The sequence below is a fragment of the Roseovarius salincola genome, from assembly GCF_026891095.1.
Lineage (GTDB): Bacteria > Pseudomonadota > Alphaproteobacteria > Rhodobacterales > Rhodobacteraceae > Roseovarius > Roseovarius salincola.
Map to the genome: position 1 here is coordinate 241,140 of NZ_JAPTNL010000002.1, position 22,915 is coordinate 264,054.

20 protein-coding genes and 1 tRNA gene are annotated in these 22,915 nt (G+C 61.2%); 11 read left to right on the forward strand and 10 right to left on the reverse strand.

Annotated features, from left to right (window positions below):
- Positions 1–58: 58 nt before the first annotated feature.
- From cysQ to N5A93_RS03780, 8 genes are all read left to right on the forward strand, one after another.
- On the forward strand, positions 59–856 hold the full coding sequence (cysQ, locus tag N5A93_RS03745; protein WP_268953722.1) for a 3'(2'),5'-bisphosphate nucleotidase CysQ: 798 nt from the start codon (positions 59–61) through the stop codon (positions 854–856).
- Complete coding sequence (locus N5A93_RS03750) at positions 856–1,656, forward strand: 3-deoxy-manno-octulosonate cytidylyltransferase (protein WP_268953723.1); 801 nt, start codon at positions 856–858, stop codon at positions 1,654–1,656. Before cysQ ends, N5A93_RS03750 begins: the two co-directional genes overlap by 1 nt.
- Before the next feature lie 131 nt (positions 1,657–1,787).
- Positions 1,788–2,681 carry a UTP--glucose-1-phosphate uridylyltransferase GalU gene (gene galU / locus N5A93_RS03755; RefSeq protein ID WP_268953724.1) on the forward strand — a complete coding sequence of 298 codons (894 nt, stop codon included), beginning with the start codon at positions 1,788–1,790 and terminating at the stop codon, positions 2,679–2,681.
- Between the two features lie 18 nt (positions 2,682–2,699).
- On the forward strand, positions 2,700–3,683 hold the full coding sequence (gene galE / locus N5A93_RS03760; protein WP_268953725.1) for a UDP-glucose 4-epimerase GalE: 984 nt from the start codon (positions 2,700–2,702) through the stop codon (positions 3,681–3,683).
- Positions 3,684–3,725: 42 nt separating this feature from the next.
- Positions 3,726–4,748, forward strand: a complete 1,023-nt coding sequence (locus tag N5A93_RS03765; RefSeq protein ID WP_268953726.1) for a glycosyltransferase family 2 protein — start codon at positions 3,726–3,728, stop codon at positions 4,746–4,748.
- 144 nt (positions 4,749–4,892) lie between these two features.
- Complete coding sequence (locus tag N5A93_RS03770) at positions 4,893–5,879, forward strand: glycosyltransferase family 2 protein (protein WP_268953727.1); 987 nt, start codon at positions 4,893–4,895, stop codon at positions 5,877–5,879.
- Between the two features lie 15 nt (positions 5,880–5,894).
- On the forward strand, positions 5,895–7,595 hold the full coding sequence (locus tag N5A93_RS03775) for a DUF5927 domain-containing protein (protein ID WP_268953728.1): 1,701 nt from the start codon (positions 5,895–5,897) through the stop codon (positions 7,593–7,595).
- 6 nt (positions 7,596–7,601) lie between these two features.
- Positions 7,602–9,029 (forward strand): sulfotransferase family 2 domain-containing protein, encoded by a 1,428-nt coding sequence (locus N5A93_RS03780; protein WP_268953729.1) that lies wholly within the window; start codon positions 7,602–7,604, stop codon positions 9,027–9,029.
- A gap of 13 nt (positions 9,030–9,042) precedes the next feature.
- Here N5A93_RS03780 and N5A93_RS03785 read toward each other — a convergent pair whose 3' ends face one another.
- From N5A93_RS03785 to N5A93_RS03815, 7 genes are all read right to left on the reverse strand, one after another.
- Positions 9,043–9,507, reverse strand: a complete 465-nt coding sequence (locus N5A93_RS03785; protein WP_268953730.1) for a PTS sugar transporter subunit IIA — start codon at positions 9,505–9,507, stop codon at positions 9,043–9,045.
- A gap of 57 nt (positions 9,508–9,564) precedes the next feature.
- Positions 9,565–10,128, reverse strand: a complete 564-nt coding sequence (gene hpf / locus N5A93_RS03790) for a ribosome hibernation-promoting factor, HPF/YfiA family (protein ID WP_268953731.1) — start codon at positions 10,126–10,128, stop codon at positions 9,565–9,567.
- A gap of 246 nt (positions 10,129–10,374) precedes the next feature.
- Positions 10,375–11,133 carry an LPS export ABC transporter ATP-binding protein gene (gene lptB / locus N5A93_RS03795; protein ID WP_268953732.1) on the reverse strand — a complete coding sequence of 253 codons (759 nt, stop codon included), beginning with the start codon at positions 11,131–11,133 and terminating at the stop codon, positions 10,375–10,377.
- 3 nt (positions 11,134–11,136) lie between these two features.
- The gene (locus N5A93_RS03800) at positions 11,137–11,589 is read right to left on the reverse strand and encodes an LptA/OstA family protein (RefSeq protein WP_372920686.1); all 453 of its coding nucleotides are present in this window, start codon (positions 11,587–11,589) and stop codon (positions 11,137–11,139) included.
- 41 nt (positions 11,590–11,630) lie between these two features.
- Positions 11,631–12,203 (reverse strand): LPS export ABC transporter periplasmic protein LptC, encoded by a 573-nt coding sequence (lptC, locus tag N5A93_RS03805; protein WP_268953966.1) that lies wholly within the window; start codon positions 12,201–12,203, stop codon positions 11,631–11,633.
- A gap of 45 nt (positions 12,204–12,248) precedes the next feature.
- Positions 12,249–12,860, reverse strand: a complete 612-nt coding sequence (locus N5A93_RS03810; protein ID WP_268953733.1) for a ribonuclease D — start codon at positions 12,858–12,860, stop codon at positions 12,249–12,251.
- 23 nt (positions 12,861–12,883) lie between these two features.
- Positions 12,884–12,970 (reverse strand) — tRNA-Leu (locus N5A93_RS03815).
- 142 nt (positions 12,971–13,112) lie between these two features.
- Between N5A93_RS03815 and N5A93_RS03820 the strand changes: the two genes are divergently transcribed.
- Positions 13,113–14,099: a complex I NDUFA9 subunit family protein gene (locus N5A93_RS03820; protein ID WP_268953734.1), complete on the forward strand. Its 987-nt coding sequence runs from the start codon at positions 13,113–13,115 to the stop codon at positions 14,097–14,099.
- Here N5A93_RS03820 and N5A93_RS03825 read toward each other — a convergent pair.
- Positions 14,090–14,893 (reverse strand): undecaprenyl-diphosphate phosphatase, encoded by an 804-nt coding sequence (locus tag N5A93_RS03825; RefSeq protein WP_268953735.1) that lies wholly within the window; start codon positions 14,891–14,893, stop codon positions 14,090–14,092. The two genes, N5A93_RS03820 and N5A93_RS03825, sit on opposite strands and share 10 nt — an antisense overlap.
- A 222-nt stretch (positions 14,894–15,115) precedes the next feature.
- On the opposite strand from N5A93_RS03825, the gene N5A93_RS03830 reads away from it, so the two are divergent.
- Positions 15,116–16,549, forward strand: coding sequence for an NAD(P)-dependent oxidoreductase (locus N5A93_RS03830; RefSeq protein WP_268953736.1), 1,434 nt, complete (start codon positions 15,116–15,118; stop codon positions 16,547–16,549).
- A gap of 163 nt (positions 16,550–16,712) precedes the next feature.
- The gene (gene gltB, locus N5A93_RS03835) at positions 16,713–21,245 is read left to right on the forward strand and encodes a glutamate synthase large subunit (RefSeq protein ID WP_268953737.1); all 4,533 of its coding nucleotides are present in this window, start codon (positions 16,713–16,715) and stop codon (positions 21,243–21,245) included.
- Between the two features lie 16 nt (positions 21,246–21,261).
- Here the strand turns inward: gltB and N5A93_RS03840 are convergent, their stop codons facing one another.
- Together N5A93_RS03840 and N5A93_RS03845 are read right to left on the reverse strand one after the other, a co-directional pair.
- Positions 21,262–22,035, reverse strand: coding sequence for a class I SAM-dependent methyltransferase (locus N5A93_RS03840; RefSeq protein ID WP_268953738.1), 774 nt, complete (start codon positions 22,033–22,035; stop codon positions 21,262–21,264).
- A 36-nt stretch (positions 22,036–22,071) separates the two neighbouring features.
- The gene (locus tag N5A93_RS03845) at positions 22,072–22,827 is read right to left on the reverse strand and encodes a glycosyltransferase family 2 protein (protein ID WP_268953739.1); all 756 of its coding nucleotides are present in this window, start codon (positions 22,825–22,827) and stop codon (positions 22,072–22,074) included.
- Between the last annotated feature and the right edge of the window lie 88 nt (positions 22,828–22,915).

A 22,915-nucleotide genomic window follows, 5' to 3' on the forward strand; every position in this document is an offset into this window, starting at 1 on the left:
AAGCGTTCGATCAACCTGCGGTGAACATGCCGCGGATAATGTAAGCAGGAGTATCACATTGGATTACGAGAGACTTGTCGAAGTCATGCGGGGACTGGCTTTGACGGCGGGCGACCGGATCATGGACATCTACAACGCCGACGATTTCGACGTGAAGGTGAAATCCGATGACAGCCCCGTTACCGAGGCCGACGAGGCGGCGGATGCGCTGATCTCGGCGGGGCTGCGGGCTGCATTTCCCGATGTTGCGCTGGTGACCGAAGAGCAGGCGGAGTCGCATGGGCAGAACGTCGACTCGTTCCTGATCGTCGACCCGCTGGACGGCACCAAGGAGTTCATCAACCGGCGCGGCGACTTTACCGTCAACATCGCCTACGTGGAAAATGGCGTGCCGGTGCGCGGCGTGGTCTATGCGCCTGCCCGCGAGCGCATGTTCTTCACGCAGGCCGATGGATCGACGGTCGAGGAAGAAGGACCGTTCGACAAGGACACCGTCGGCAAGCTGCGCGCGATCCGGGTGTCCGAGCCCGATAACGCTGCGCTGATGGTCGTGGCCAGCAAATCGCACCGCGATCAGGCTACAGATGATTATATCGCCAAATACGGCATCAAGGACATGACCAGCGCGGGATCGTCGCTCAAGTTCTGCCTGGTGGCGACGGGCGAGGCGGATCTTTATCCGCGTCTCGGGCGCACAATGGAATGGGATACTGCCGCCGGGCAGGCTGTGCTGCATGGTGCCGGCGGGCAGGTGGTGCGTTTCGATGACCACACGCCGCTGCACTATGGCAAGGACGGGTTCGCGAACCCGTTCTTCATCGCCTATGCGCCGGGCGTCGATCTGAAGGGCGGGTGATGACGGTTCTGATCGTCATCCCGGCGCGATACGCTTCAAGCCGTTATCCCGGCAAGCCACTGGTCGAGCTGACGGGCGCGACCGGAATCAGCAAGAGTCTGATCCAGAGAAGCTGGGAGGCCGCGGAGCAGGTCTTAGGCGATGTGCGGGTCGTGGTGGCGACGGATGATGAACGTATCCGGCAGGCCGCCGAGGGTTTCGGCGCAGATGTGGTGATGACATCCGAAACCTGCCGCAACGGCACCGAACGCTGCGCCGAGGCCCACGCGGCGCTTGGCGGGGGGCATGAGATTGTCGTGAACCTTCAGGGCGATGCGCCGCTGACGCCGCATTGGTTTGTCGAGGCGTTGATCGGGCAATTGGCCGATGACCCTGACGCCAGCATGGCGACGCCGGTCCTGCGTTGCGATGGACGGGCACTGAACGGGTTTCTTGAGGATCGCCGCGCAGGACGGGTGGGCGGAACGACGGCGGTGTTCGATGCCCGGCGGCATGCGCTTTATTTTTCCAAGGAGGTGATTCCCTTCACGTCGGATTCATATGGCGACGACGATCCGACGCCGGTGTTCCATCATGTGGGGGTCTATGCCTATCGCGCGGCGGCGCTGGCGGCCTATCCGAGCTGGCCGGAAGGCGAGCTGGAGCGGCTTGAGGGGCTTGAACAGCTAAGGTTCCTTGAAAATGGCCATGCCGTGCGCTGTGTCGAGGTCGAATCGCGCGGCAGACAGTTCTGGGAATTGAATAATCCCGAAGATGTCTTGCGGATCGAGACCATGATGGGTCAAATGAAGGCTGAATGAGTGTTTTTGGGTCCGATGCCGCGATTGTCGCAGCGAGGCCCAGAAATTTTCATATTTGAGCATTAATCAATGCAACGAGTTCCTGAGTGGCTTATAGATCGGCCATGTTAGGTAAACAGTCGGGAGCAGTCATGAAGAAGAAAGTAACAAAAGCAATTTTCCCGGTCGCCGGGCTTGGAACACGATTTCTGCCAGCGACGAAATCGGTCCCCAAGGAGATCATGACCCTGGTTGATCGCCCGTTGGTCCAGTATGCGATCGACGAGGCACGCGAGGCCGGGATCAAGGATTTCCTTTTCGTCACCTCGCGCGGCAAGGGCGCGCTTGAGGATTATTTCGACCTTGCGCCGCAGCTTGAACAGGAGCTGCGCAAGAAGGGCAAGGATGATCTTCTGCAACTGCTGAAAAGCACCAACATGGACAGCGGCCAGATCGCCTATGTCCGCCAGCACAAGCCGCTGGGGCTGGGCCATGCCGTGTGGTGCGCGCGTCACCTGATCGCGAACGAGCCCTTTGCCGTGATCCTGCCCGATGACGTGATCGCCGCCGAAAAGCCGTGCCTGTCGCAGATGGTCGAGGCGTTCGAGGAGACCCAGGGCAACATCGTCGCAGCGATGGAAGTGCCTGACGAGCAGGCCTCGTCCTACGGAATTCTGGATATCAAGGAAGATATGGGGCGCATCGTGTCGACCAAGGGTATGGTCGAGAAACCCAAGCAGGGCGAGGCGCCGTCGAACCTGGCGGTGATCGGGCGTTACATCCTGACGCCGACGGTTCTGAAGATGCTCAACAAGAAGCGGACCGGCGCCGGGGGCGAGATCCAGCTGACCGATGCGATTGCCGACGCAAGGGACAGTGGCGAAGAGGTATATGGATTCCGTTTCGACGGGCAGCGCTTTGATTGCGGTTCGAAATCGGGCTTCCTGCAGGCGACCGTCGCTTTCGCGCTGGCGCGGGAGGATCTGCGCGACGATCTGTGGGCTTTTCTCAGCGATATCATGTATTCCGAGAAAGCAGCGCAGTAATCTCGCGGAGGGTCGGCTTTGACCAACATCCTTGTCACGGGGGGTGCCGGGTATATCGGCTCCCATGCCTGCAAGGCGTTGCAGGCTGCCGGCTATACGCCGGTGACATATGACAATCTGAGCACCGGCTGGGAGGATGCGGTACAGTTCGGCCCGTTCGAGAAGGGTGATCTGAACGACCGTGAACGGCTTGACCAGATTTTCGCGGCCTACCAGCCCACGGCGATTCTGCATTTCGCCGCTCTGAGCCAGGTCGGCGAAAGCATGCGCGAGCCCGGCCTATACTGGCATAACAATGTCGCGGGGTCGCTGACGCTGTTTCAGGCGGCGGTGCAGGCGGGCTGCCTTGACGTGGTGTTCTCGTCCACCTGCGCGACCTATGGCGATCAGGACAATGTGGTGCTGGACGAAACCAGTGCGCGCCACCCGATCAACGCCTATGGTTCCAGCAAGCGCGCGGTCGAGGACATCCTGCGAGACTTCGAGGCGGCCTACGGGCTGCGCAATGTGATCTTTCGCTATTTCAACGTAGCGGGCGCCGATCCCGAGGCCGAGGTGGGTGAATTCCACCAACCCGAGACGCATCTTGTGCCGCTGATCCTTGATGCGGTTGACGGCAAGCGCGATGCGCTGACCATTTTCGGGACCGATTACGATACCCCGGACGGGACCTGCATCCGGGATTATGTGCATGTGATGGATCTGGTGGATGCGCATGTTCAGGGTCTGAAATGGCTTGAAGAGAACAAGGGGAGCCGCGCGTTCAACCTTGGAACGGGCAGCGGGTTTTCGGTGCGCGAGGTCATCGACCGCGCCGCCGCGATCACCGGGCGCGAGGTGCCCGTCGTCGAGGGGCTGCGCCGGCCGGGGGACTGCACAAAACTGGTGTCAGGATCGACGCGCGCGGTTTCCGAGCTGGGCTGGACCCCCGGGCGGTCGACGCTGGATCAGATGATCGGCGATGCCTGGCGGTGGCATCAAACTGGACATTACGCCAAATAAAACCGAGTCTCCGGGCGGTTGGTACAGGTCAGGCAGAGCGATATGGAGTTGCTCAGGGAAGCGGGTATTGCCTATCGGCTGCGATGGAAGCGGCGGCGGCTGCTGTATCGTGCGCTGCGCAAGCGCCATCAGCTGACAGCGGTCGCCGACCGCACCGGAGAGATTGCCCGCGATGCGATCCTTGCGGCGGCGACGGTGCGCAACGAGATCGTGCGCCTGCCGCATTTCCTGACGCATCACCGGCAACTGGGCGTCGATCATTTCCTGATCGTCGATAACGGCAGCGATGACGGCACGCGGGAGTACCTGGCCGCGCAGCCCGACGTTTCGCTTTGGTCGACGTCGCATAGTTACAAGCTGTCGCGCTTTGGCATGGACTGGCTGACCTGGCTTCAGATCCGCCACGCGCATGGCCATTGGTGCCTGACGCTGGATGCCGACGAGACCTTCATCTACCCGCATCACGATACCCGTTCGCTGCGTGCGCTGACCGGTTGGCTGGAGGCCAATGACCGGCAATCCTTTGGTGCGTTGATGCTGGACATGTATCCCAAGGGGCCGCTCAAGGCACAGACATACCGGCCGGGGGACGATCCGTTCCGGCAGCTTTGCTGGTTTGATGGCGGCAATTACGTGATGCAGAAGAAGCCGGACCTTCAGAACCTCTGGGTGCAGGGCGGGGTGCGTGCCCGGTATTTCTTTGCTGATCGCCCGCGCCAGGCCCCGACGATGGGCAAGACACCCCTTGTCAAATGGAACCGCCGTTTCGCCTATGTCAGCTCGACCCATTCACTCCTGCCGCGGCGTCTGAACAGGGTTTATTGCGAAAAGGGCGGCGAGATGCTGTCGGGCGTGCTGCTGCACAGCAAGTTCCTCCATGTCGTTGTCGAGAAATCCGCCGAGGAAAAGGAACGGCGCGAGCATTTCGCCAATAGCGAGCTTTACGAGACCTACTATGACGGGCTGATCGCTAACCCGGATCTTTGGTGCGAGGGGTCGACCCGGTTTATCAGCTGGCGCCAGCTTGAGGCGATGGGGCTGATGTCGAGAGGGGGGTGGGTTTAGGATTGACCGCAGGCATGAAGCAGGGAAGAACGGCACAGGTTTATTTTCGGTCTGGAAAAATAGTATGTTAAGCGAGCAGAGCAGTGCCAGAAACAAGAATAACCAGCAGAGAGGCAGGGTTTGAGCCTTTTGCAGTCATATCGCATGCGCCTCAAGCGCAAACGGGCGAAGATCCGTGCCTGGCGCAAGCATTTCTCGCTGACCCCGGTCGAAAACCGCACCGGGAACATCCGGGCGGGCGATATCCTTTTGTTCTCGACCTTTCGCGACGAACATGTGCGCCTGCCCTATTTCCTGAAATACTATCGTGACCTTGGGGTTTCGCATTTCCTGATGGTGGATAACGACAGTCGGGATGGGGGCCGGGAATACCTGGCCGATCAGCCGGATGTGTCGCTTTGGACGACCAAGGCCAGTTACAAGGCGTCGCGCTTCGGTGTTGACTGGCTGAACTGGGTGCAGGCGAAATACGGCCATGGGCACTGGTCGCTGGTGGTCGATCCCGACGAATTCTTCGTCTATCCGTTCTGCGATACCCGTCCGATCCGCGCGCTGACCGATTGGCTGGATGTGTCGCAGCTTCGCTCGTTCGGGGCGATGTTGCTGGATATGTATCCCAAGGGGCGGATGGACGCGGTGCCCTACCGGGTGGGTCAGAACCCGATGGAGATCGCATCCTGGTTCGATCCAGGCAACTACCTGATCCAGAAGAACCCGGCCTTCGGCAACCTGTGGATCCAGGGCGGGCCACGGGCCAGGGTGTTCTTTCCCGACACGCCGGCCAAGGCCCCGGCGCTCAACAAGATACCGCTGGTGAAATGGGACCGGCGCTATGCCTATGTCAGTTCGACCCACATGCTGTTGCCGCGCGGATTGAACCAGACATATGATACGCTTGGCGGCGAAAAGGCGAGCGGCGTTCTGCTGCACGCCAAGTTCCTGGACACATTCGCGGCGAAGGCCGAGGAGGAGCTGGAGCGCAAACAGCACTATGCGGCCAGTATCGAATACAAGGCATATTATGACAACCTTAAGGATAACCCAGACCTTTGGTGCAAATGGTCTGAAAAGTATATAAACTGGCGGCAACTGGAAATTCTCGGGCTGATGTCCAAGGGGAACTGGGCTTAAAAAGGGCGGCGGGCGGTGAGTGTCGGTATCATCATGTTGGTTCATACGGCGTTTGACCGTGCCGAGCAGGTCGCGCGCCACTGGGCGGCGGCCGGTTGCCCGCTTGTGATCCATGCCGACAAATCCGTCCCGGCCAAGACCTATAACGCATTCGTCAGCGCGCTTTCCGATCTGCCCGATGTCCGTTTCTGCAAGCGGCATCGCTGTGAATGGGGCACATGGGGCCTGGTGGCCGCGACGCAAAGCGCGGGCCAGCTCATGCTGCATGAGTTCGAGGATGTGCGGCATGTCTATCTGGCGTCGGGATCGTGCCTGCCGCTGAGGCCGGTGCAGGAGCTGATCGACTATCTGGCCGAGCGACCGCAGACCGATTTCATCGAATCCGCCACCACCGCCGATGTGCCCTGGACGATGGGGGGCCTTGACCATGAACGGTTCACGTTGCGCTTCCCGTTCTCGTGGCGCAAGCATCGCTACCTGTTCGACAAATACGTGTATTTGCAACGCCGCCTTGGCTTCAGGCGGCGCATCCCCAACGGGCTTGTGCCGCATATGGGCAGCCAATGGTGGTGCCTGACGCGCCAGACCCTTTCGGCGATCCTTTCGGACCCTGACCGGCATGTCTATGACGCATATTTCCGGCGCGTGTGGATCCCCGATGAAAGCTATTTCCAGACGCTCGCGCGGCAGTATTCCCTACAGATCGAAAGCCGTTCGCTGACGCTTTCGAAGTTCGACTACCAGGGAAAGCCGCATATCTTCTATGACGATCATCTTCAGCTTTTGCGGCGCTCCGACTGTTTTGTCGCCCGCAAGATATGGCCTTTTGCAAACCGGCTTTATGATGCCTTCATGAGCGACAATGCCGGCGCGATGAAGCGCACGGAACCCAATCCCGGCAAGATCGACCGCATCTTCTCCAAGGCTGTAGAGCGGCGCACGCGCGGGCGGCCCGGCCTTTACATGCAGAGCCGTTTTCCGGTCGAAGGGCGCGAAAACGGGCTGACCTGTGCGCAGTATTCGGTTTTCGAAGGATTTGGCGACCTGTTCGAGAATTTCGAGCAATGGCTTGCGCGGATCACCGGCACACGGGTGCATGGCCATTTGTTTGCGCCGGAGCGGGCCGAGTTCTCGGATGGCCAGACGGTGATGAATGGCGCACTTTCGGACAGTGCGGCCTTGCGCGACTATAACAAGAGGGCGTTTCTGGCGAGCCTGATCTGGAACACGAGGGGCGAGCGGCAATGTTTCCAGATGGGGCCGCGCGACCATATCGAGGATATCGAGTGGGAAATTGCCAAGGACCCGAATGCGCAGATCTCGGTGATCTCGGGAAGCTGGGCGGTGCCATTGTTCAAATCGAACAGGAATTTCGCCGACATCCGGCAGGAGGCCGCGCGCCTGCAGCAGGTCGAAAGCAAGCATCTAGATGTGTTGCGCTCGCCCTGGGCCAAGGCGCGGATCCGGATCTGGACCATGGCCGAATTCATCGAGGCGCCGATGGAGCCCTTGCAGACGATCATCGACGAGATCGGCCAGCAGAATCTGCGGGGTCTTGCGGAGGTGCCCAAGATGGCCGACCTGAGCGGGTTCGGGCAGTTCCTGCAGAACCTCAAGAACCAGGGGATGCATCCCTATCTGATGGGCGATTTCCCCGTGGAGCATGGTTTGCATGAACCCCAGCATGCAACACCTAAACCCTATCTGGTAAAGTAAACCGGCATGAGCGGACCTTTCGACTATTTCGTGGTGTTCGCAGAGATGCGCACCGGATCGAACTTTCTCGAGACCAATCTGAACGCCTTTGAAGGGCTGGAATGCCATGGCGAGGCGTTCAATCCGCATTTCATCGGTTATCCCAACAAGACCGAAATCCTGGGCGTCACCCAGGCGATGCGCGATGGCGATCCTCGGCGGCTGATCGAGGCGATCAAGAGCGGTTCCACCGGGTTGGGCGGGTTCCGGTTCTTTCATGATCATGACGGCCGGGTGCTGGATATCTGCCTTGACGATCCACGCTGCGCCAAGGTCATCCTGACCCGCAACCCGCTGGACAGCTACGTGTCATGGAAGATCGCGCAGGCGACCGGGCAGTGGAAACTGACCAACGTCAAGCGTCGCAGGGACAGCAAGATCAGTTTCGACGGGGCCGAGTTCGAAAAGCACGTCGCGCACCTGCAATCTTTTCAGGTCTTCCTGCTGAACCGGCTGCAGATGACCGGGCAAACGGCGTTTTATGTCGCCTATGAGGATCTTCAGAACCTGGCGGTGATCAACGGGTTGGCGCGGTTTCTTGGTTGTGAGGAACGGCTCGAAGCGCTGGATTCCTCGCTCAAGAAGCAGAACCCGAGTCCGCTGAGCGAGAAGGTCGCGAATTACGACGAGATGGAGCGTGCGCTGTCCGGGCAGGATCCGTTCAACATGACGCGCATCCCGAACTTCGAGCCGCGCCGCGGTGCCGCAGTGCCCGGTTTCGTGACCGGCGCGCGCGCACCGCTGCTTTACATGCCCGTCAAATCCGGACCTGAGGCAGAAGTGAGGGCCTGGCTTGCGGGGCTTGACGAGGTGCCGGAGGACAGCTTGCCGACGCATCTCAATCAGAAGGCCCTGCGGCAGTGGAAGCGGCGCAACCCGACACATCGCAGCTTTACGGTGTTGCGCCACCCTGCGGCGCGTGCGCATGACGCGTTCTGCAACAAGATCCTGATCCGCGGGCCGGGCAGCTATGCCAGCATCCGCAAGACGCTGCGCAATTTCCACAAGCTGCCGATTCCCGGTGGCGATCTTGACGAGACCTATGACCGGCGCGCGCACCGGGCGGCGTTTGTGGCCTTTCTGGAATTCCTGCGCGCCAATCTCGCGGGACAGACGGCGATTCGGATTGATGCGCATTGGGCCTCGCAGGTGGCGGTGTTGCAGGGCATGGCGCAGTTTGCAGTGCCTGACATGGTGATCCGCGAGGATGAGATGGATACCGATCTGCCGCTTATGGCGGGGCGGGTGGGTTATGGCGATGCGCCTCGCGTGCAGCAATCAGCGGGCGATCAGCCGTTTGCTCTTTCGGATATCTATGACGAGGAGATCGAAGCGCTGGTCAGTGACATCTACCAGCGCGATTACATGATCTTCGGGTTCCGGCCGTGGAAATAGGCCCGGCCGGGTGTCAGGCGGCTTGCGCCGCCTGAGCTTCGGTCACGATCGTGTAAAGCGTCATCGGATCGGAGTTCGCGCGCAGCTTGGCACAGACCGACGGGTCGCGCAGCGTGCGTGACACCAGCGCCAGCGCCTTGAGGTGTTCGACCCCGGCATCGCGGGGCGCGAACAGCGCAAAGACCAGATCGACAGGCTGTCGGTCAACCGCGTTGAAATCGACCGGCTTCTCCAGAAGCACCAGCGCGCCGACCACCTGATCCAGCCCATCGAGCCGGGCATGCGGCAGGGCCACGCCATTGCCGACACCGGTCGGCCCGAGGCTTTCACGTTCCTGAAGGGCTTCGACGGCTTCGGTCTGTTTCACATGATAGACCGAATCGGCAATGCCACCCAGTTCATGCAGCAGGCGTTTCTTGCTGGAAACAGCAGAGAACACGCGCACGGCCTCCGGCTTGAGGATCATATGGATATCCATTGGTTTCTCGACGCTCTGCCGGGTTTGACGCTGGCCGCGCCCGGCACCCCGTGTCTGTTAAGGGTCTATCCAGCCGATATTACCATCATCGCGACGGTAAACGACATTCAACCCATTGTTACCCTCATTGCGGAAGATGAGAACCGGCGACCCTGCAAGCTCCATCTGCATGACCGCTTCGCCGACGGACAGAGACGGAATCTGCGTCTCCATTTCGGCGATGATCATCGGCTGAAGGCTTTCAGGTTCCGAATCCGCATCTTCTCGTTCCGAGGCGAGGATATATGAGGATGCGCCCGAAAGTTCAACCGGCTGTGAACGATCACGGTGATGATCTTTCAAACGGCGCTTGTAGCGGCGCAGCTGCTTCTCGATCTTCTCGCAGCATTGATCGAAAGCGGCATAGATTTCATGCGAACGCGCCTTGGCCTGGGTCGTCAACCCGGTCGACAGATGCACTATGGTTTCACAGGCGAATTCACTGGCGCTTTTGGAAAAAATCACATGTGCGTCAGTCGGGCGCTCGGCATATTTCGACACGGCCACTCCGAGCTGCTCCTTGACATGTGTCTGCAGCGCTTCACCGACGTCGATCTGCTTACCACTGATTTGATAGCGCATCTTCACTCCTTCATTTGACGATCCGGTGGCGTTCATCAGGGGCGTTCGGCCCTGATGGCGTTCATGTCCGGATGCGGGAAACCGACATTTCGCCTGCTTGTCCTGACCCGGCCCCTGAAAGCAGGGCCCGATGCGGGATCAGCACGGAAGTCTGAAATGTCATGTCACTATTTGAGGGTGTTTTGCCGGTGTTTGTCAATGAAGATCGGCGCGGCCCGGGCCGGTCTGCGACAGCATGCCCACGTGTCAGGAGATGCGGAAATTGTCGCCGAGATAGACCCGGCGGACATTCTCGTTCCGGACCACTTCATCGGGGGTGCCCGACATCAAAACCTGCCCGTCATGCAGGATATAGGCCCGGTCGACGATCTCGAGCGTTTCGCGCACATTGTGGTCGGTGATCAGCACGCCGATGCCACGTTTCTTCAGGTCGGCGACGAGATGGCGGATATCCCCGACCGAGATCGGATCGACCCCGGCAAAGGGTTCATCCAGCAGCAGGTAGCGGGGATGCGCGGCAAGGCAGCGCGCGATCTCGACCCGGCGACGTTCGCCCCCGGAGAGGGCCAGGGCGGGGGCGCGGCGCAGATGTTCGATCGAGAATTCGGAAAGCAGCTCTTCAAGCCGCTCGCGTCGCTTGTGCCGGTCGCTTTCCGAGATATCGAGGATCGCGAGGATGTTGTCTTCGACGGAGAGACCGCGAAAGATCGACATTTCCTGCGGAAGATAACCCACACCCATCTTGGCGCGGCGATACATCGGCAGGCTGGTCACGTCGTGGCCGTCGATCATCACCTTGCCGCCCTCGGGCTGGATCAATCCGGCGATGGCGTAAAAGGTTGTCGTCTTGCCCGATCCGTTCGGTCCAAGAAGCGCGACCACCTCACCCTGTTGCAGTGACAGCGACACGTCACGAATCACGACCCGGCGCTTATAGCTTTTGCGCAGGTTGGTGACCTCGAGTCCCATGTTCTCATGCGCGACGTGAAGCGACGGTGCGGACATCGGTCAGTCCTGTGGCTGCAAGATGGTTTTGACGCGACCGGTCATCTGGGCGGTGCCGTCCCGTGTGTCCACAACCATCTTGTCCGAGGTCAGCGTTTGCCTTGGCTGAACCAGAAGCACCGAGCCTTCCATTTCGATCATGCCTGTATCGACGAAATAGTCGGCCTTGTCCCCTTCGGCCGCGTCCTCGCCGCTGATGACAATGACGCCGCCGGTGGCCTCCAGCCGGTCGATGCCGCTTTCGTCTTCTTTGTAGACGACCAGAACACGCGGCGCGAACAGGCGCATTTCACCCTGGCCGACGACCACATTACCGGTAAACACCGCTGTGCCGTCGTCCTGGTTCACATCAAGATTTTCAGAAGTCACCTCTACCGGAAGGTCGCTGTCCTGTTGGGTGTCGCCAAAAGCGACCTGCGCCCCCTGGGCATGGCCTGCGCCGGGCAAGGCCAACAAGAGCAGGCAAAGGGCGGTCCACGAAAAACGGTTCAACAGTATCAATCCTCGGCATTCTGGAGTTGGTATATCACCTTGACGCCATCTGTAAAAAACAAATGTGTGTCGCCGGTTTCCTCGTTTGGAGCAAGCAACATGCGCCCGGCATCGATGTCGCCGGGCGGGCCGTTCCCCGTGACGGGACCGGGGGTTTGCGCATACAGCATGTCAAAGCGCGAATTGAGAATTTCGGTGTTCATGCGATAGCCGGTGCTGGTGGTGATCTGAACGTCACCGATCAGCTTGACAGTGAATTCGTCCTGGTGGACCTCCGCTTCGTCCGAGACGATGTCGATCAGTGATCCGGATGTCAGGGTGAGCCGAGAATCCACCACGTCGGCCAGAATTTTGCGCGGGTCGCGGGGATCGGGGCGCGCGACTTCGGCGTTCAGCGTGATCAGGTCGCCCTCGTCGGTGACGCCCGTGAAGGTCGCGTTGCTGGCGCCCTGTTCCTGCGCACGCTGTTCAAGGCCGACTTCGGCGACAGGTATCGGCTGGTTTGGATCAACGGTTCGCGACAGCAGAAAGAGTGTCGACAGCAGCCCCAACGCAGCCAGCGGCAAGAGGATCTTCATCCAGGCCACGAGCTGGGAATGGAGGCTGTTATGTCTTGCCATGGCTCAATGCGCGAAAATGTCGATCTCGGGCCAGCCGGCAAGATCCAGTCTGGCGCGGGCAGGCAGGAAATCAAAGCACGCCTGGGCCATCTCGACGCGGCCCTCGCGCGCAAGCATCCGGTCGAGTTCGTCGCGCAGCCGGTGCAGGTAAAGAACATCCGAAGCCGCGTAATCAAGCTGTGCCTCGGTCAGTTCGGGCGCCCCCCAGTCCGAGGATTGCTGCACCTTCGAGACATCAACGGACAGCAGCTCCTGAAGCAGGTTCTTGAGCCCGTGCCGGTCGGTATAGGTGCGCACGAGCTTGCTGGCGATCTTGGTGCAGTAGACGGGCGCGGCAAGCGCGCCGAAGGCGTTGTACATCGCCGCGATATCGAAGCGGCCGAAGTGGAAGAGCTTGAGAATGTCGGGGTTTTCAAGCATCGCCGCCAGATTCGGAGCACCGGTCTGGCCCTTGCCGATCTGGATCATGTGGGCATTTCCGTCGCCGCCCGACATCTGCACTACGCAGAGCCTGTCACGATGCGGGTTGAGGCCCATCGTCTCGCAGTCGATCGCGACCACCGGACCCAGATCCAGATCCGCGGGAAGATCGTTCTTGTATAGGTAATTCGTCATGCTCATTCCCTTCGTGGAGGGAATGGTGCCCAGGAGAGGACTCGAACCTCCACGTCCGTACGGACACTAGCACCTGAAGCTAGCGCGTCTACCAATTCCGCCACCTGGGCAGGTGTCGTGAAGCCGCCATTTAGACCCGGCGCAGTGGCGTGTCAACGGCGATTTCACAGATTTGGGGCAATCACCATATGTCCTTGTTCAAAACGGCACGGAGCATTAGGAAGGGGTGAATTCCAAGCGGGAGATCCACAGATGTCGAAACTCGTCACCATCTACGGCGGATCGGGGTTCGTCGGCCGCTATATCGCACGGCGCATGGCCAAGGCGGGCTGGCGGGTTCGCGTGGCGGTACGCCGCCCGAACGAGGCGATGCATGTCAAACCCTATGGCACTGTCGGGCAGGTGGAGCCCGTGTTCTGCAACATTCGCGACGATGACAGCGTGCGTGCGGTCGCGCGCGGTGCGGATGCGGTGGTGAACTGCGTCGGCACCTTCGACCGAAAGGGCAAGAACAATTTCGACTCGGTCCAAAGCGAAGGCGCAGCCCGGATCGCACGGATCGCCGCCGAAGAGGGCGCTGCGCGGCTTGTGCAGATTTCGGCGATCGGTGCCGACGAGGGGTCGGAGAGCATCTATGCGCAAACCAAGGCGCGAGGCGAAAAGGGGGTTCTGGATGCCTTTCCCGGCGCGGTGATCCTGCGTCCGTCGGTAATCTTCGGACCTGAGGATGATTTCTTCAACCGCTTCGCGGGAATGACGCGGTTCAGCCCGATCCTTCCGGTCGTGGGCGCCGAGACGCGGTTCCAGCCCGTTTACGTGGATGATGTGGCGCAGGTCGCCGAGATGGGCGTCACCGGTGCGGCAGCACCCGGCATCTACGAGCTGGGCGGGCCGGATGTGAATACCTTCCGCGAGCTGATGCAGCAGATGCTGAAGGTGATCCGCCGGCGGCGGCTGATCATGAATATTCCTTTTGGCATTGCCGGTCTGATGGCCTGGAGCTTTGAACTGGTGCAGACACTTTCCTTTGGATTGATTCCGCCGCAGATCACGCGCGATCAGGTGCGCAGCCTGCGGGTCGACAACGTGGTCTCGGGGGAGGCGCGCGGATTTTCCGATCTCGGGATCAGGCCGGTGGCCATGGAGGTCATTCTGCCCGACTACCTGTGGCGGTTCCGCCCGGCGGGCCAGTATGAAGCGATCAAGGAATCCGCCAGCAGGCTGCGCCCTCAGCGGTAGGCAATGGCCAGCAGCACGATTCCCAGAACGACCCTGTAGATCACGTAAGGCGTGAAGCTGACACTGTTGAGCAGCCGCATCATCACCGACAGTGCCAGAAGCGCCGCGACAAAGGCCATTGCCGCAGCGATCATCCCTTCGCCCAAAAGGGCCGTATTGGCGCTGGCGACGGAATCGGCGCCCATAAGAACCCCGCTGGCGATGATCGTTGGGATCGACATCAACATGGAGATGCGGGCGGCTTCCTTTCGCGTGTAGCCCAGGAAACGTGCACCCGTGATCGTGATGCCCGAGCGCGAGGTGCCGGGGATCAGCGCGATGGCCTGCCAGACGCCGATGACCATCGCGTCCTGAAGGTTCCAGTCCTCGGTCTTTTTACGGCCGGGGCCTGCCTGATCGGCCCAGTAAAGGACGATGCCGAAAACCAGCATGGTCCATCCGATGACCTTGATCGAGCGCATTTCGGTATCCAGCCCGGTGAGGTGCAGAAGCAGGCCGAGGGCCACGACGGGAATCGATGCTGCCAGAAGCAGCATGGCAAGGCATGCGCCGGGCGTGTCCACACGCCCTATCAGCAAGCGGGGCAGCCCGAGTATGGCCAGCCGGACATCGCCCCAGAAGTAAAGCATGACAGCGCAAAGCGTGCCGACATGGACGGCAACGTCGATGAATTGCCCCTGATCGTCGAGCCCCGAGAGATTCGGCAAAAGGATCAGGTGCCCCGAGGAGGAAATCGGCAGAAATTCGGTCACGCCCTGAATGATGGCGACAAGAAGCAATTGGAAAAGCGGCATCGGCGGCGCCCTGCTGACATCTACGCGCCGAGCTATAAACCACTGAGATTCTATGGAAAGCACCCATTTAGGTCCGAATCGGAATTAATATATTATGTTTTTCTTACCTAGGCGTACTCTGAGGTGATAAATATTTAATAATAGGTAAGTCTTTGTGACTTTTATTTGCCTGCGACTTGGACTAGACAATCGCGGTGCAAGATTTTTTCCGGAGGCCATGCCGTGGCAAAGCAACCGATGCTGAAATTCGTGACTGTTGATCGGGACATGCCCGAAAAACGTGCGGCGCGCGTTCGTCGTGAGGATTTTAAAGAGATTTATGCGGAATACGCGGACGCGAAAGCCGAGGAGCAGGCTGGACGGTGCAGCCAGTGTGGCGTGCCCTATTGCCAGTCGCATTGCCCGTTGCACAACAACATTCCCGACTGGTTGCGCCTGACGGCGGAAGGGCGGTTGCAGGAGGCTTATGAGCTTAGCCAGGCGACCAATACCTTTCCCGAAATCTGTGGGCGGATTTGCCCGCAGGACAGGCTGTGCGAGGGGAACTGCGTAATCGAACAGTCGGGTCATGGCACCGTGACCATCGGCGCGGTCGAGAAATACATCACCGATACCGCTTGGGACGAAGGCTGGATAAAGCCGATCCAACCGAGCCGGGAACGTGTTGAATCCGTTGGGATAATCGGTGCCGGACCAGGCGGTCTGGCGGCGGCGGATGTGCTGCGGCGGGCTGGTGTGCAGGTGACGGTCTATGATCGTTATGATCGCGGTGGCGGGCTGATGACCTATGGTATCCCCGGTTTCAAGCTGGAGAAGGATGTGGTCATGCGCCGGATCGAGCAGCTGGAGCAGGGCGGCGTCGAATTCGTACTGAACTGCGATGTCGGCAAGGATATCGGTTTCGACGAAATTCGCAACAAACACAATGCCTTAATGATCGCCACGGGCGTCTACAAGAGCCGCGATCTGCCGGGGCCGGGGGCCGGGGCGGAGGGGATCGTCAGGGCGATCGATTATCTGACGGCGAGCAACCGGCTGTCCTTTGGCGACAGCGTTCCGGAATATGACAGCGGCGAGCTGAATGCCGAGGGCAAACAAGTTGTGGTGATCGGGGGCGGAGATACCGCTATGGATTGTGTCCGCACGGCGATCCGGCAGGGGGCCAAATCGGTCAAGTGCCTGTATCGCCGGGACCGAGAAAACATGCCGGGCAGCCAGCGCGAAGTGCAGAATGCCGAGGAAGAAGGTGTTGAATTCCAGTGGCTTAGCGCGCCGAAAGGCTTTGCCGGGGATCCGGTGAGCGCGGTGAAAGTGCAGCAAATGCGCCTTGGCCAGCCCGACGCGACGGGCCGTCAGAGCCCCGAGCCGATCGAGGGCGCGGAGCATGACGAGCCCGCCGATCTGGTGATAAAGGCGCTGGGATTTGAACCCGAGGACCTTCCAACACTTTGGAATCAAAAGGAACTTGAGGTCACGCGCTGGGGCACGATCAAGGCGGAATTCACCACCGGGCGGACCGCGATGGACGGGGTTTTCGCCGTGGGTGACATCGTGCGCGGGGCCAGTCTTGTGGTCTGGGCGATCCGCGACGGGCGCGATGCAGCGGCGGCGATCCTGGATTACCTGAACGCCGCGCAGTCGGTCGCGGCGGAGTAGAATTCGGTACGAAACGTCCGTTTTGTACGCCGGTTCTGTGCCGAAACCGGGCCGCGGCCCAAGTTATGTGTACAGAACCGGAAAATCGCGCCGAGTGGCGCGGCGAAAGAACGAAAACAGGGCAGGCTCCCTGACCCACCGGATGAACGAAGGGTTAAGAACGATGACGAAACTGGATCTTAACTGGCAGGCCAAGCAAGAGGCCGAACGCAAGTGGCTGGCCGAGAACGGCATGTATTCCGAATCCGAGGAGCATTCCTCCTGCGGGGTGGGTCTGGTCGTGTCGGTCGATGGCAAGCCGAGCCGCAAGGTCGTCGAGGCCGGGATAACCGCGCTCAAGGCGATCTGGCATCGCGGGGCGGTGGATGCCGATGGCAAGACCGGCGACGGCGCGGGCATTCACGTTCAGATACCGGTGCCCTTCTTTTATGACCAGATCCGGCGCACCGGGCATGAGCCGCATGAAGACCGGCTGATGGCGGTCGGGCAGGTGTTTCTGCCGCGCACCAATTTCGGGGCGCAGGAGACCTGCCGGACCATCGTGGAAACCGAAGTGCTGCGGATGGGCCATTATATCTATGGCTGGCGCCATGTGCCGGTCGAGGTGAGCTGTCTTGGCGAAAAGGCCAACGCGACGCGCCCCGAGATCGAGCAGATCCTGATTTCCAACGGCAAGGGGATCGCCGAGGAGGATTTCGAGCGCGAACTTTATGTCATTCGCCGCCGGATCGAGAAGGCTGCCGCAGCCGAGGGGATCAACGGGCTTTATATCGCGTCGCTGTCGTGCCGCAGTATCATCTACAAGGGCATGATGCTGGCCGAGCAGGTGGCGGATTTCTATCCCGATCTTCAGGACGAGCGATTCAAGTCGGCCTTCGCGATCTATCACCAGCGCTATTCCACCAACACCTTTCCGCAATGGTGGCTGGCGCAGCCGTTCCGGATGCTGGCCCATAACGGCGAAATCAACACGCTCAAGGGCAATATCAACTGGATGAAGAGCCATGAAATCCGTATGGCCAGCGGTGCCTTTGGCGAGATGGCCGAGGATATCAAGCCGATCATTCCCGGCGGCTCGTCCGACAGCGCGGCGCTGGATGCCGTGTTCGAGGTGCTGGTGCGCGCGGGACGCAATGCGCCAATGGCCAAGACGATGATGGTGCCGGAAAGCTGGTCGAAACAGGCCGAGGAGCTGCCGCAGGCCTGGCGTGACATGTATTCCTATTGCAACTCGGTGATGGAGCCCTGGGACGGGCCGGCGGCGCTGGCGATGACCGATGGGCGCTGGGTCTGTGCGGGGCTTGACCGCAACGGGCTGCGCCCGATGCGCTACGTGGTGACGGGCGACGGGCTGGTGATTGCCGGGTCCGAAGCGGGAATGGTGCCGATCGACGAGGCGACGGTGAAGGAAAAGGGCGCGCTTGGCCCCGGTCAGTTGCTGGCCGTGGACATGCAGGAGGGCCAGCTTTACCACGATACCGAAATCAAGGACAAAATGGCCCATGCCCAGCCGTTCGGCGAATGGGTCGGCAAGATCAAGGATCTTGACGAGGTGCTGGGCAGCGTCGCCGAGGCGCCGTTGTTCACCGGCGCCGAGCTGCGCCGCAGGCAGATCGCCGCCGGGTATTCGGTGGAGGAGATCGAGACGATCCTGGCGCCGATGGCCGAGGATGCCAAGGAGGCCGTGGCCAGCATGGGCGACGATACCCCAAGCGCGGTCCTGTCCAAGAAATACCGCCCGCTGAGCCATTATTTCCGACAGAACTTCAGCCAGGTGACGAACCCGCCCATCGACAGCCTGCGCGAATACCGGGTGATGAGCCTGAAGACGCGGTTCGGGAACCTCAAGAACGTGCTGGATGAAAGCAGCGCGCAGACCGAGATCCTGGTGCTGGAAAGCCCGTTCGTGGGCAATGCCCAGTGGGACGGGCTGATGCGCCAGTTCGAGGGCGCGGTGACCGAGATCGATTGCAGTTTCGAGCCCGGACAGGGCGCGTTGCAGGCCGGGTTGGAGCGCATCCGCGCCGAGGCCGAAGACGCCGTGCGCAGTGGTTCGGGGCACCTGGTGCTGAGCGATCACCGTCTGGGCGAGACCCGCGTCGGGATGCCGATGATCCTGGCGACGAGCGCGGTGCACGGGCATCTGACGCGCAAGGGGCTGCGGACCTTCTGTTCGCTCAATGTGCGTTCGGCCGAATGTATCGACCCGCATTATTTCGCCGTGCTGATCGGCGCGGGGGCCACGGTGGTCAACGCCTATCTGGCCGAGGACACGCTGGCCGACCGGCTGGACCGGGGCCTGTTGGATGGCACCCTGACCGAGGCGGTGACACGCTATCGCGAGGCGATCGACCAGGGTCTGTTGAAGATCATGTCGAAAATGGGGATCTCGGTGATTTCGTCCTATCGTGGCGGTCTCAACTTCGAGGCCGTGGGCCTGAGCCGGGCGATGTGCGCCGAGTACTTCCCCGGCCTGACCAGCCGGATCAGCGGGATCGGCGTGAGCGGTATCCAGGGCAAGCTGGAGGAGATCCACGGGCAGGCGTTTTCCGGCTCGATGGATGTGCTGCCGATCGGTGGTTTCTACAAGATGCGCAAGTCGGGCGAAACGCATGCCTGGGGCGCGCAGACGATGCACATGATGCAGATGGCCTGCAACAAGGCGTCGTTCTCGCTTTGGAAGCAGTATTCCAAGGCGATGGAGGCCAACCCGCCCATTCATCTGCGCGACCTGATGGCGATCAAGCCCTTGGGCGAGCCGATTCCGCTGGAAGAGGTGGAAAGCGTGACGGCGATCCGCAAGCGCTTCGTGACGCCGGGGATGAGCCTTGGGGCCTTGAGCCCGGAGGCGCACAAGACCCTGAACGTGGCGATGAACCGGATCGGTGCGCGCAGCGATTCGGGCGAGGGTGGCGAGGACCCGGCGCATTTCGTGCCCGAGCCCAATGGCGACAATCCGAGCGCCAAGATCAAGCAGGTCGCTTCGGGCCGTTTCGGTGTGACGGCGGAGTACCTCAACCAGTGCGAAGAGCTGGAGATCAAGGTCGCGCAGGGCGCCAAGCCGGGCGAGGGCGGTCAGCTTCCGGGGATGAAGGTGACCGAACTGATCGCGCGGCTGCGTCACTCGACGCCGGGGGTCACACTGATCTCGCCGCCGCCGCATCATGACATCTACTCGATCGAGGATCTGGCGCAGCTGATCTATGATCTCAAGCAGATCAACCCGACGGTGAAGGTCTGTGTGAAGCTGGTGGCGCAATCGGGCGTGGGCACGATCGCGGCCGGTGTGGCCAAGGCCAAGGCCGATGTGATCCTGATCTCGGGGCATAATGGCGGCACCGGGGCAAGCCCGGCCACGTCGATCAAATATGTCGGCCTGCCCTGGGAGATGGGCATCACCGAGGCGCATCAGGTCCTGTCGATGAACAAGCTGCGCGACCGGGTGACGCTGCGCACCGATGGCGGGCTGCGCACGGGTCGCGATATCGTCATGGCGGCGATGATGGGGGCCGAGGAATACGGCATCGGCACCGCTGCGCTGATCGCGATGGGCTGTATCATGGTGCGCCAGTGCCAGAGCAACACCTGCCCGGTGGGCGTGTGCACGCAGGACGAGGCGTTGCGCGCCAAGTTCACGGGCAATGCCGACAAGGTGGTGAACCTGATCACCTTCTATGCGCAGGAGGTGCGCGAATTGCTGGCCAGTATCGGCGCGCGCAGTCTGGACGAGGTGATCGGGCGGGCCGACCTGCTGACGCAGGTGAGCCGGGGCGCCGCGCATCTGGACGATCTGGACCTGAACCCGATGCTGATCACCGTCGATGGCGCGAAGAATAATGTCTATGACCGCAACAAGCCGCGCAATCCGGTGCCCGATACGCTGGATGCCGAGATCGTGCGCGATGCGGAGCGGTTCCTGAAGGATGGCGAGAAGATGCAGCTGCATTACGCGGTGCAGAACACGGATCGCACCGTGGGCACGCGGGTATCCAGCCATATCGTGCGCAATTTCGGGATGCGCAACAGCCTGCAACCCGACCATCTGACCGTCAAGCTGACGGGCAGCGCGGGGCAGAGCCTTGGGGCCTTCGCGGCGCCGGGGCTGAAGCTGGAAGTTTCGGGGGATGCCAACGACTATGTCGGCAAGGGATTGTCGGGTGGCACTATCGTGGTGCGTCCGCCGATGGCCAGCCCGCTGGTGGCCTGCGACAACACGATCATCGGCAATACCGTGCTTTATGGCGCGACGGCGGGGTATCTGTTTGCCGCCGGGCGCGCGGGCGAGCGTTTCGCGGTGCGCAACTCGGGCGCGCATGTGGTGGTCGAGGGCTGCGGCAGCAATGGCTGCGAATACACGACCGGCGGCGTCGCGGTGATCCTGGGGCCGGTGGGCGCCAATTTCGGCGCCGGCATGACCGGCGGGATGGCCTATCTCTATGACCCCGAAAACGAGACCGACAAGCTGATCAACATGGAATCGGTCGTCACCTGCGCCGTGACGCAAGAGCCTTACCTGAGCGATCTGGAAGGGTTGATCCGCCGCCATGTCGAGGAAACCGGCAGCCAGAAGGCCGCGCAGATCCTGCAATACTGGGAGCAGGAAAAGACCCGGTTCGTGCAGATCTGCCCCAAGGAGATGCTTAACAAGCTGGAGCATCCGCTGGGCATCGAGGATACGGCGATTCCGGCGGAATAAGAAAGGGGGCCGCGCGTCAGCGCGGCTTCATCCCGGCATAATTCACACGGACATTCTCGCGCCAGCCTCCGAAGGCGTCGGGGGTGACGGCGTTGCGGTTGCGCCCGCGAATGTCGCGCCGCCGTTCGGCATAGTCGAAATCCGAATGCAGGCAGTCGAGCCCCTCGAACAGCGATTTCAGCCCTTCGGCCGAATAGCGCCAGTAGTCGATGGGACAGGGGTGATAGCGCCACGAGAACAGCGTTGAATGCATGGTCACGCCACCGGGGCGCAGCAGTCGGATGATTTCGGAGGCGGCAAGCCAAGGCTTGTCGATATGTTCGAACACATCGAAGCTGAAGATGAAATCATAGCTTTCATCGGGAATCTGGGGGCAATTGGTGATGTCGCCGGCGGTGACCTCGACCCCGGCACCGGGGGCGTCCTCGAAATCGAGCGCCTGGTAAGTGAACTCGGGAAAATCGGCATTGCGCGGGTTCAGCCGCCCGCCGATCTCGAGCATGGTGCCGCATGAAAGCCCGGCTTGCGAAAGGGCGCCGCGGGCCAGGTCGCGCACCCTGTCCCACCGCGGCGCGGCCTGTGTCCATGCCTCGCCATCGCGCGCCAGTGCGGTATCACTGGCCGTGACTTGACGGGCGGCCTCCAGAGCGGCTTCGGTCTGGGCCTCGATATCGGCGAGGGCCACGCGCAAACGATCGTCGATCATGTCCACGAGTTGCTGTTGGGGCATGACCGAAGACGGGTCACCAAAGGCTTTCAGGGCGGATTCGAGCCGCTTTTTCAGATGCATGGTAACCTCGTAGGGTTGGCGCGGGGTATGGAAGACCTAACCACGCAGCAGCCGCCCGATGACATGCGATGACAGGCACATCGCGGCGGAGGCGCGGCCAAGCGCGGCATGACGGCGATAAAGCCGCCAGGTGGCGGAAAGCGCGCGGAGCGGATGCGAGGACAGCGAGCCCTTGCGCCGGTAGTGGGTGGCCAGCGGGCGTGTGAGCCCCTGCGCCATGCCCGCGCGCGCAAGCAGGTCCAGCCAGAGCGCGAAATCGTGCCGCAGAGGCAGGGGCGGCATCGGAACCTTGCCGAAGGCATGGCTGTCATAGACCGCGGTCAGGCAGCCGATCACGTTGCCGCGCAAGAGCCCGTCGCGGGTGATTTCGGGGGGCACGCGAACCTCGTGTTCACGTGTGCCGCGCACCCGCCAGAAGCCGGTATAGGACAGGGCCGTGCTGGTTTCGCGCATGAACCGGATCTGCAGGTGCAGCTTGTCGGGGTGCCAGGCGTCGTCCGTATCCAGAAAGGCGATGAAACGTCCCCGGGCCTGCGCCAGGGCCATGTTGCGGGCCTCGGCGGCGCCAAGGCGATGGGGGGAGGAGAGGGCGCGAATGCGGCTGTCCTGACTGGCGGCGGCGCGGGCCATGGCCCAGGTGCCGTCATCTGAGGCATCATCGACGATCAGAAGCTCCCAATCCGCGCAGCGCTGATCGCACACCGAACGGATAGCGCGCGACATCCAGTCCTGAGCATTATGCGCGGGCATCAGAACCGAGGCTAGCGGCTGTTTATCGGGGTGGGTTGGCATGAGCAATTCAATTTGACTTGTGCAGTCACACATTGTTAGTACAAACCGGTTAATAAACCACAGGTTGAAATGTGCAAAGGATGTTTTC

Coding starts and splice junctions, on each gene's coding strand:
- N5A93_RS03750 (WP_268953723.1), top strand. CDS start 856: ATGACGGTTCTGATCGTCATCCCGGCGCGATACGCTTCAAGCCGTTAT.
- galU (WP_268953724.1), top strand. CDS start 1,788: ATGAAGAAGAAAGTAACAAAAGCAATTTTCCCGGTCGCCGGGCTTGGA.
- N5A93_RS03765 (WP_268953726.1), top strand. CDS start 3,726: ATGGAGTTGCTCAGGGAAGCGGGTATTGCCTATCGGCTGCGATGGAAG.
- N5A93_RS03770 (WP_268953727.1), top strand. CDS start 4,893: ATGCGCCTCAAGCGCAAACGGGCGAAGATCCGTGCCTGGCGCAAGCAT.
- N5A93_RS03780 (WP_268953729.1), top strand. CDS start 7,602: ATGAGCGGACCTTTCGACTATTTCGTGGTGTTCGCAGAGATGCGCACC.
- N5A93_RS03785 (WP_268953730.1), bottom strand. CDS start 9,507: ATGGATATCCATATGATCCTCAAGCCGGAGGCCGTGCGCGTGTTCTCT.
- hpf (WP_268953731.1), bottom strand. CDS start 10,128: ATGCGCTATCAAATCAGTGGTAAGCAGATCGACGTCGGTGAAGCGCTG.
- lptB (WP_268953732.1), bottom strand. CDS start 11,133: ATGTCCGCACCGTCGCTTCACGTCGCGCATGAGAACATGGGACTCGAG.
- lptC (WP_268953966.1), bottom strand. CDS start 12,203: ATGAAGATCCTCTTGCCGCTGGCTGCGTTGGGGCTGCTGTCGACACTC.
- N5A93_RS03810 (WP_268953733.1), bottom strand. CDS start 12,860: ATGACGAATTACCTATACAAGAACGATCTTCCCGCGGATCTGGATCTG.
- N5A93_RS03820 (WP_268953734.1), top strand. CDS start 13,113: ATGTCGAAACTCGTCACCATCTACGGCGGATCGGGGTTCGTCGGCCGC.
- N5A93_RS03825 (WP_268953735.1), bottom strand. CDS start 14,893: ATGCCGCTTTTCCAATTGCTTCTTGTCGCCATCATTCAGGGCGTGACC.
- gltB (WP_268953737.1), top strand. CDS start 16,713: ATGACGAAACTGGATCTTAACTGGCAGGCCAAGCAAGAGGCCGAACGC.
- N5A93_RS03840 (WP_268953738.1), bottom strand. CDS start 22,035: ATGCATCTGAAAAAGCGGCTCGAATCCGCCCTGAAAGCCTTTGGTGAC.
- N5A93_RS03845 (WP_268953739.1), bottom strand. CDS start 22,827: ATGCCAACCCACCCCGATAAACAGCCGCTAGCCTCGGTTCTGATGCCC.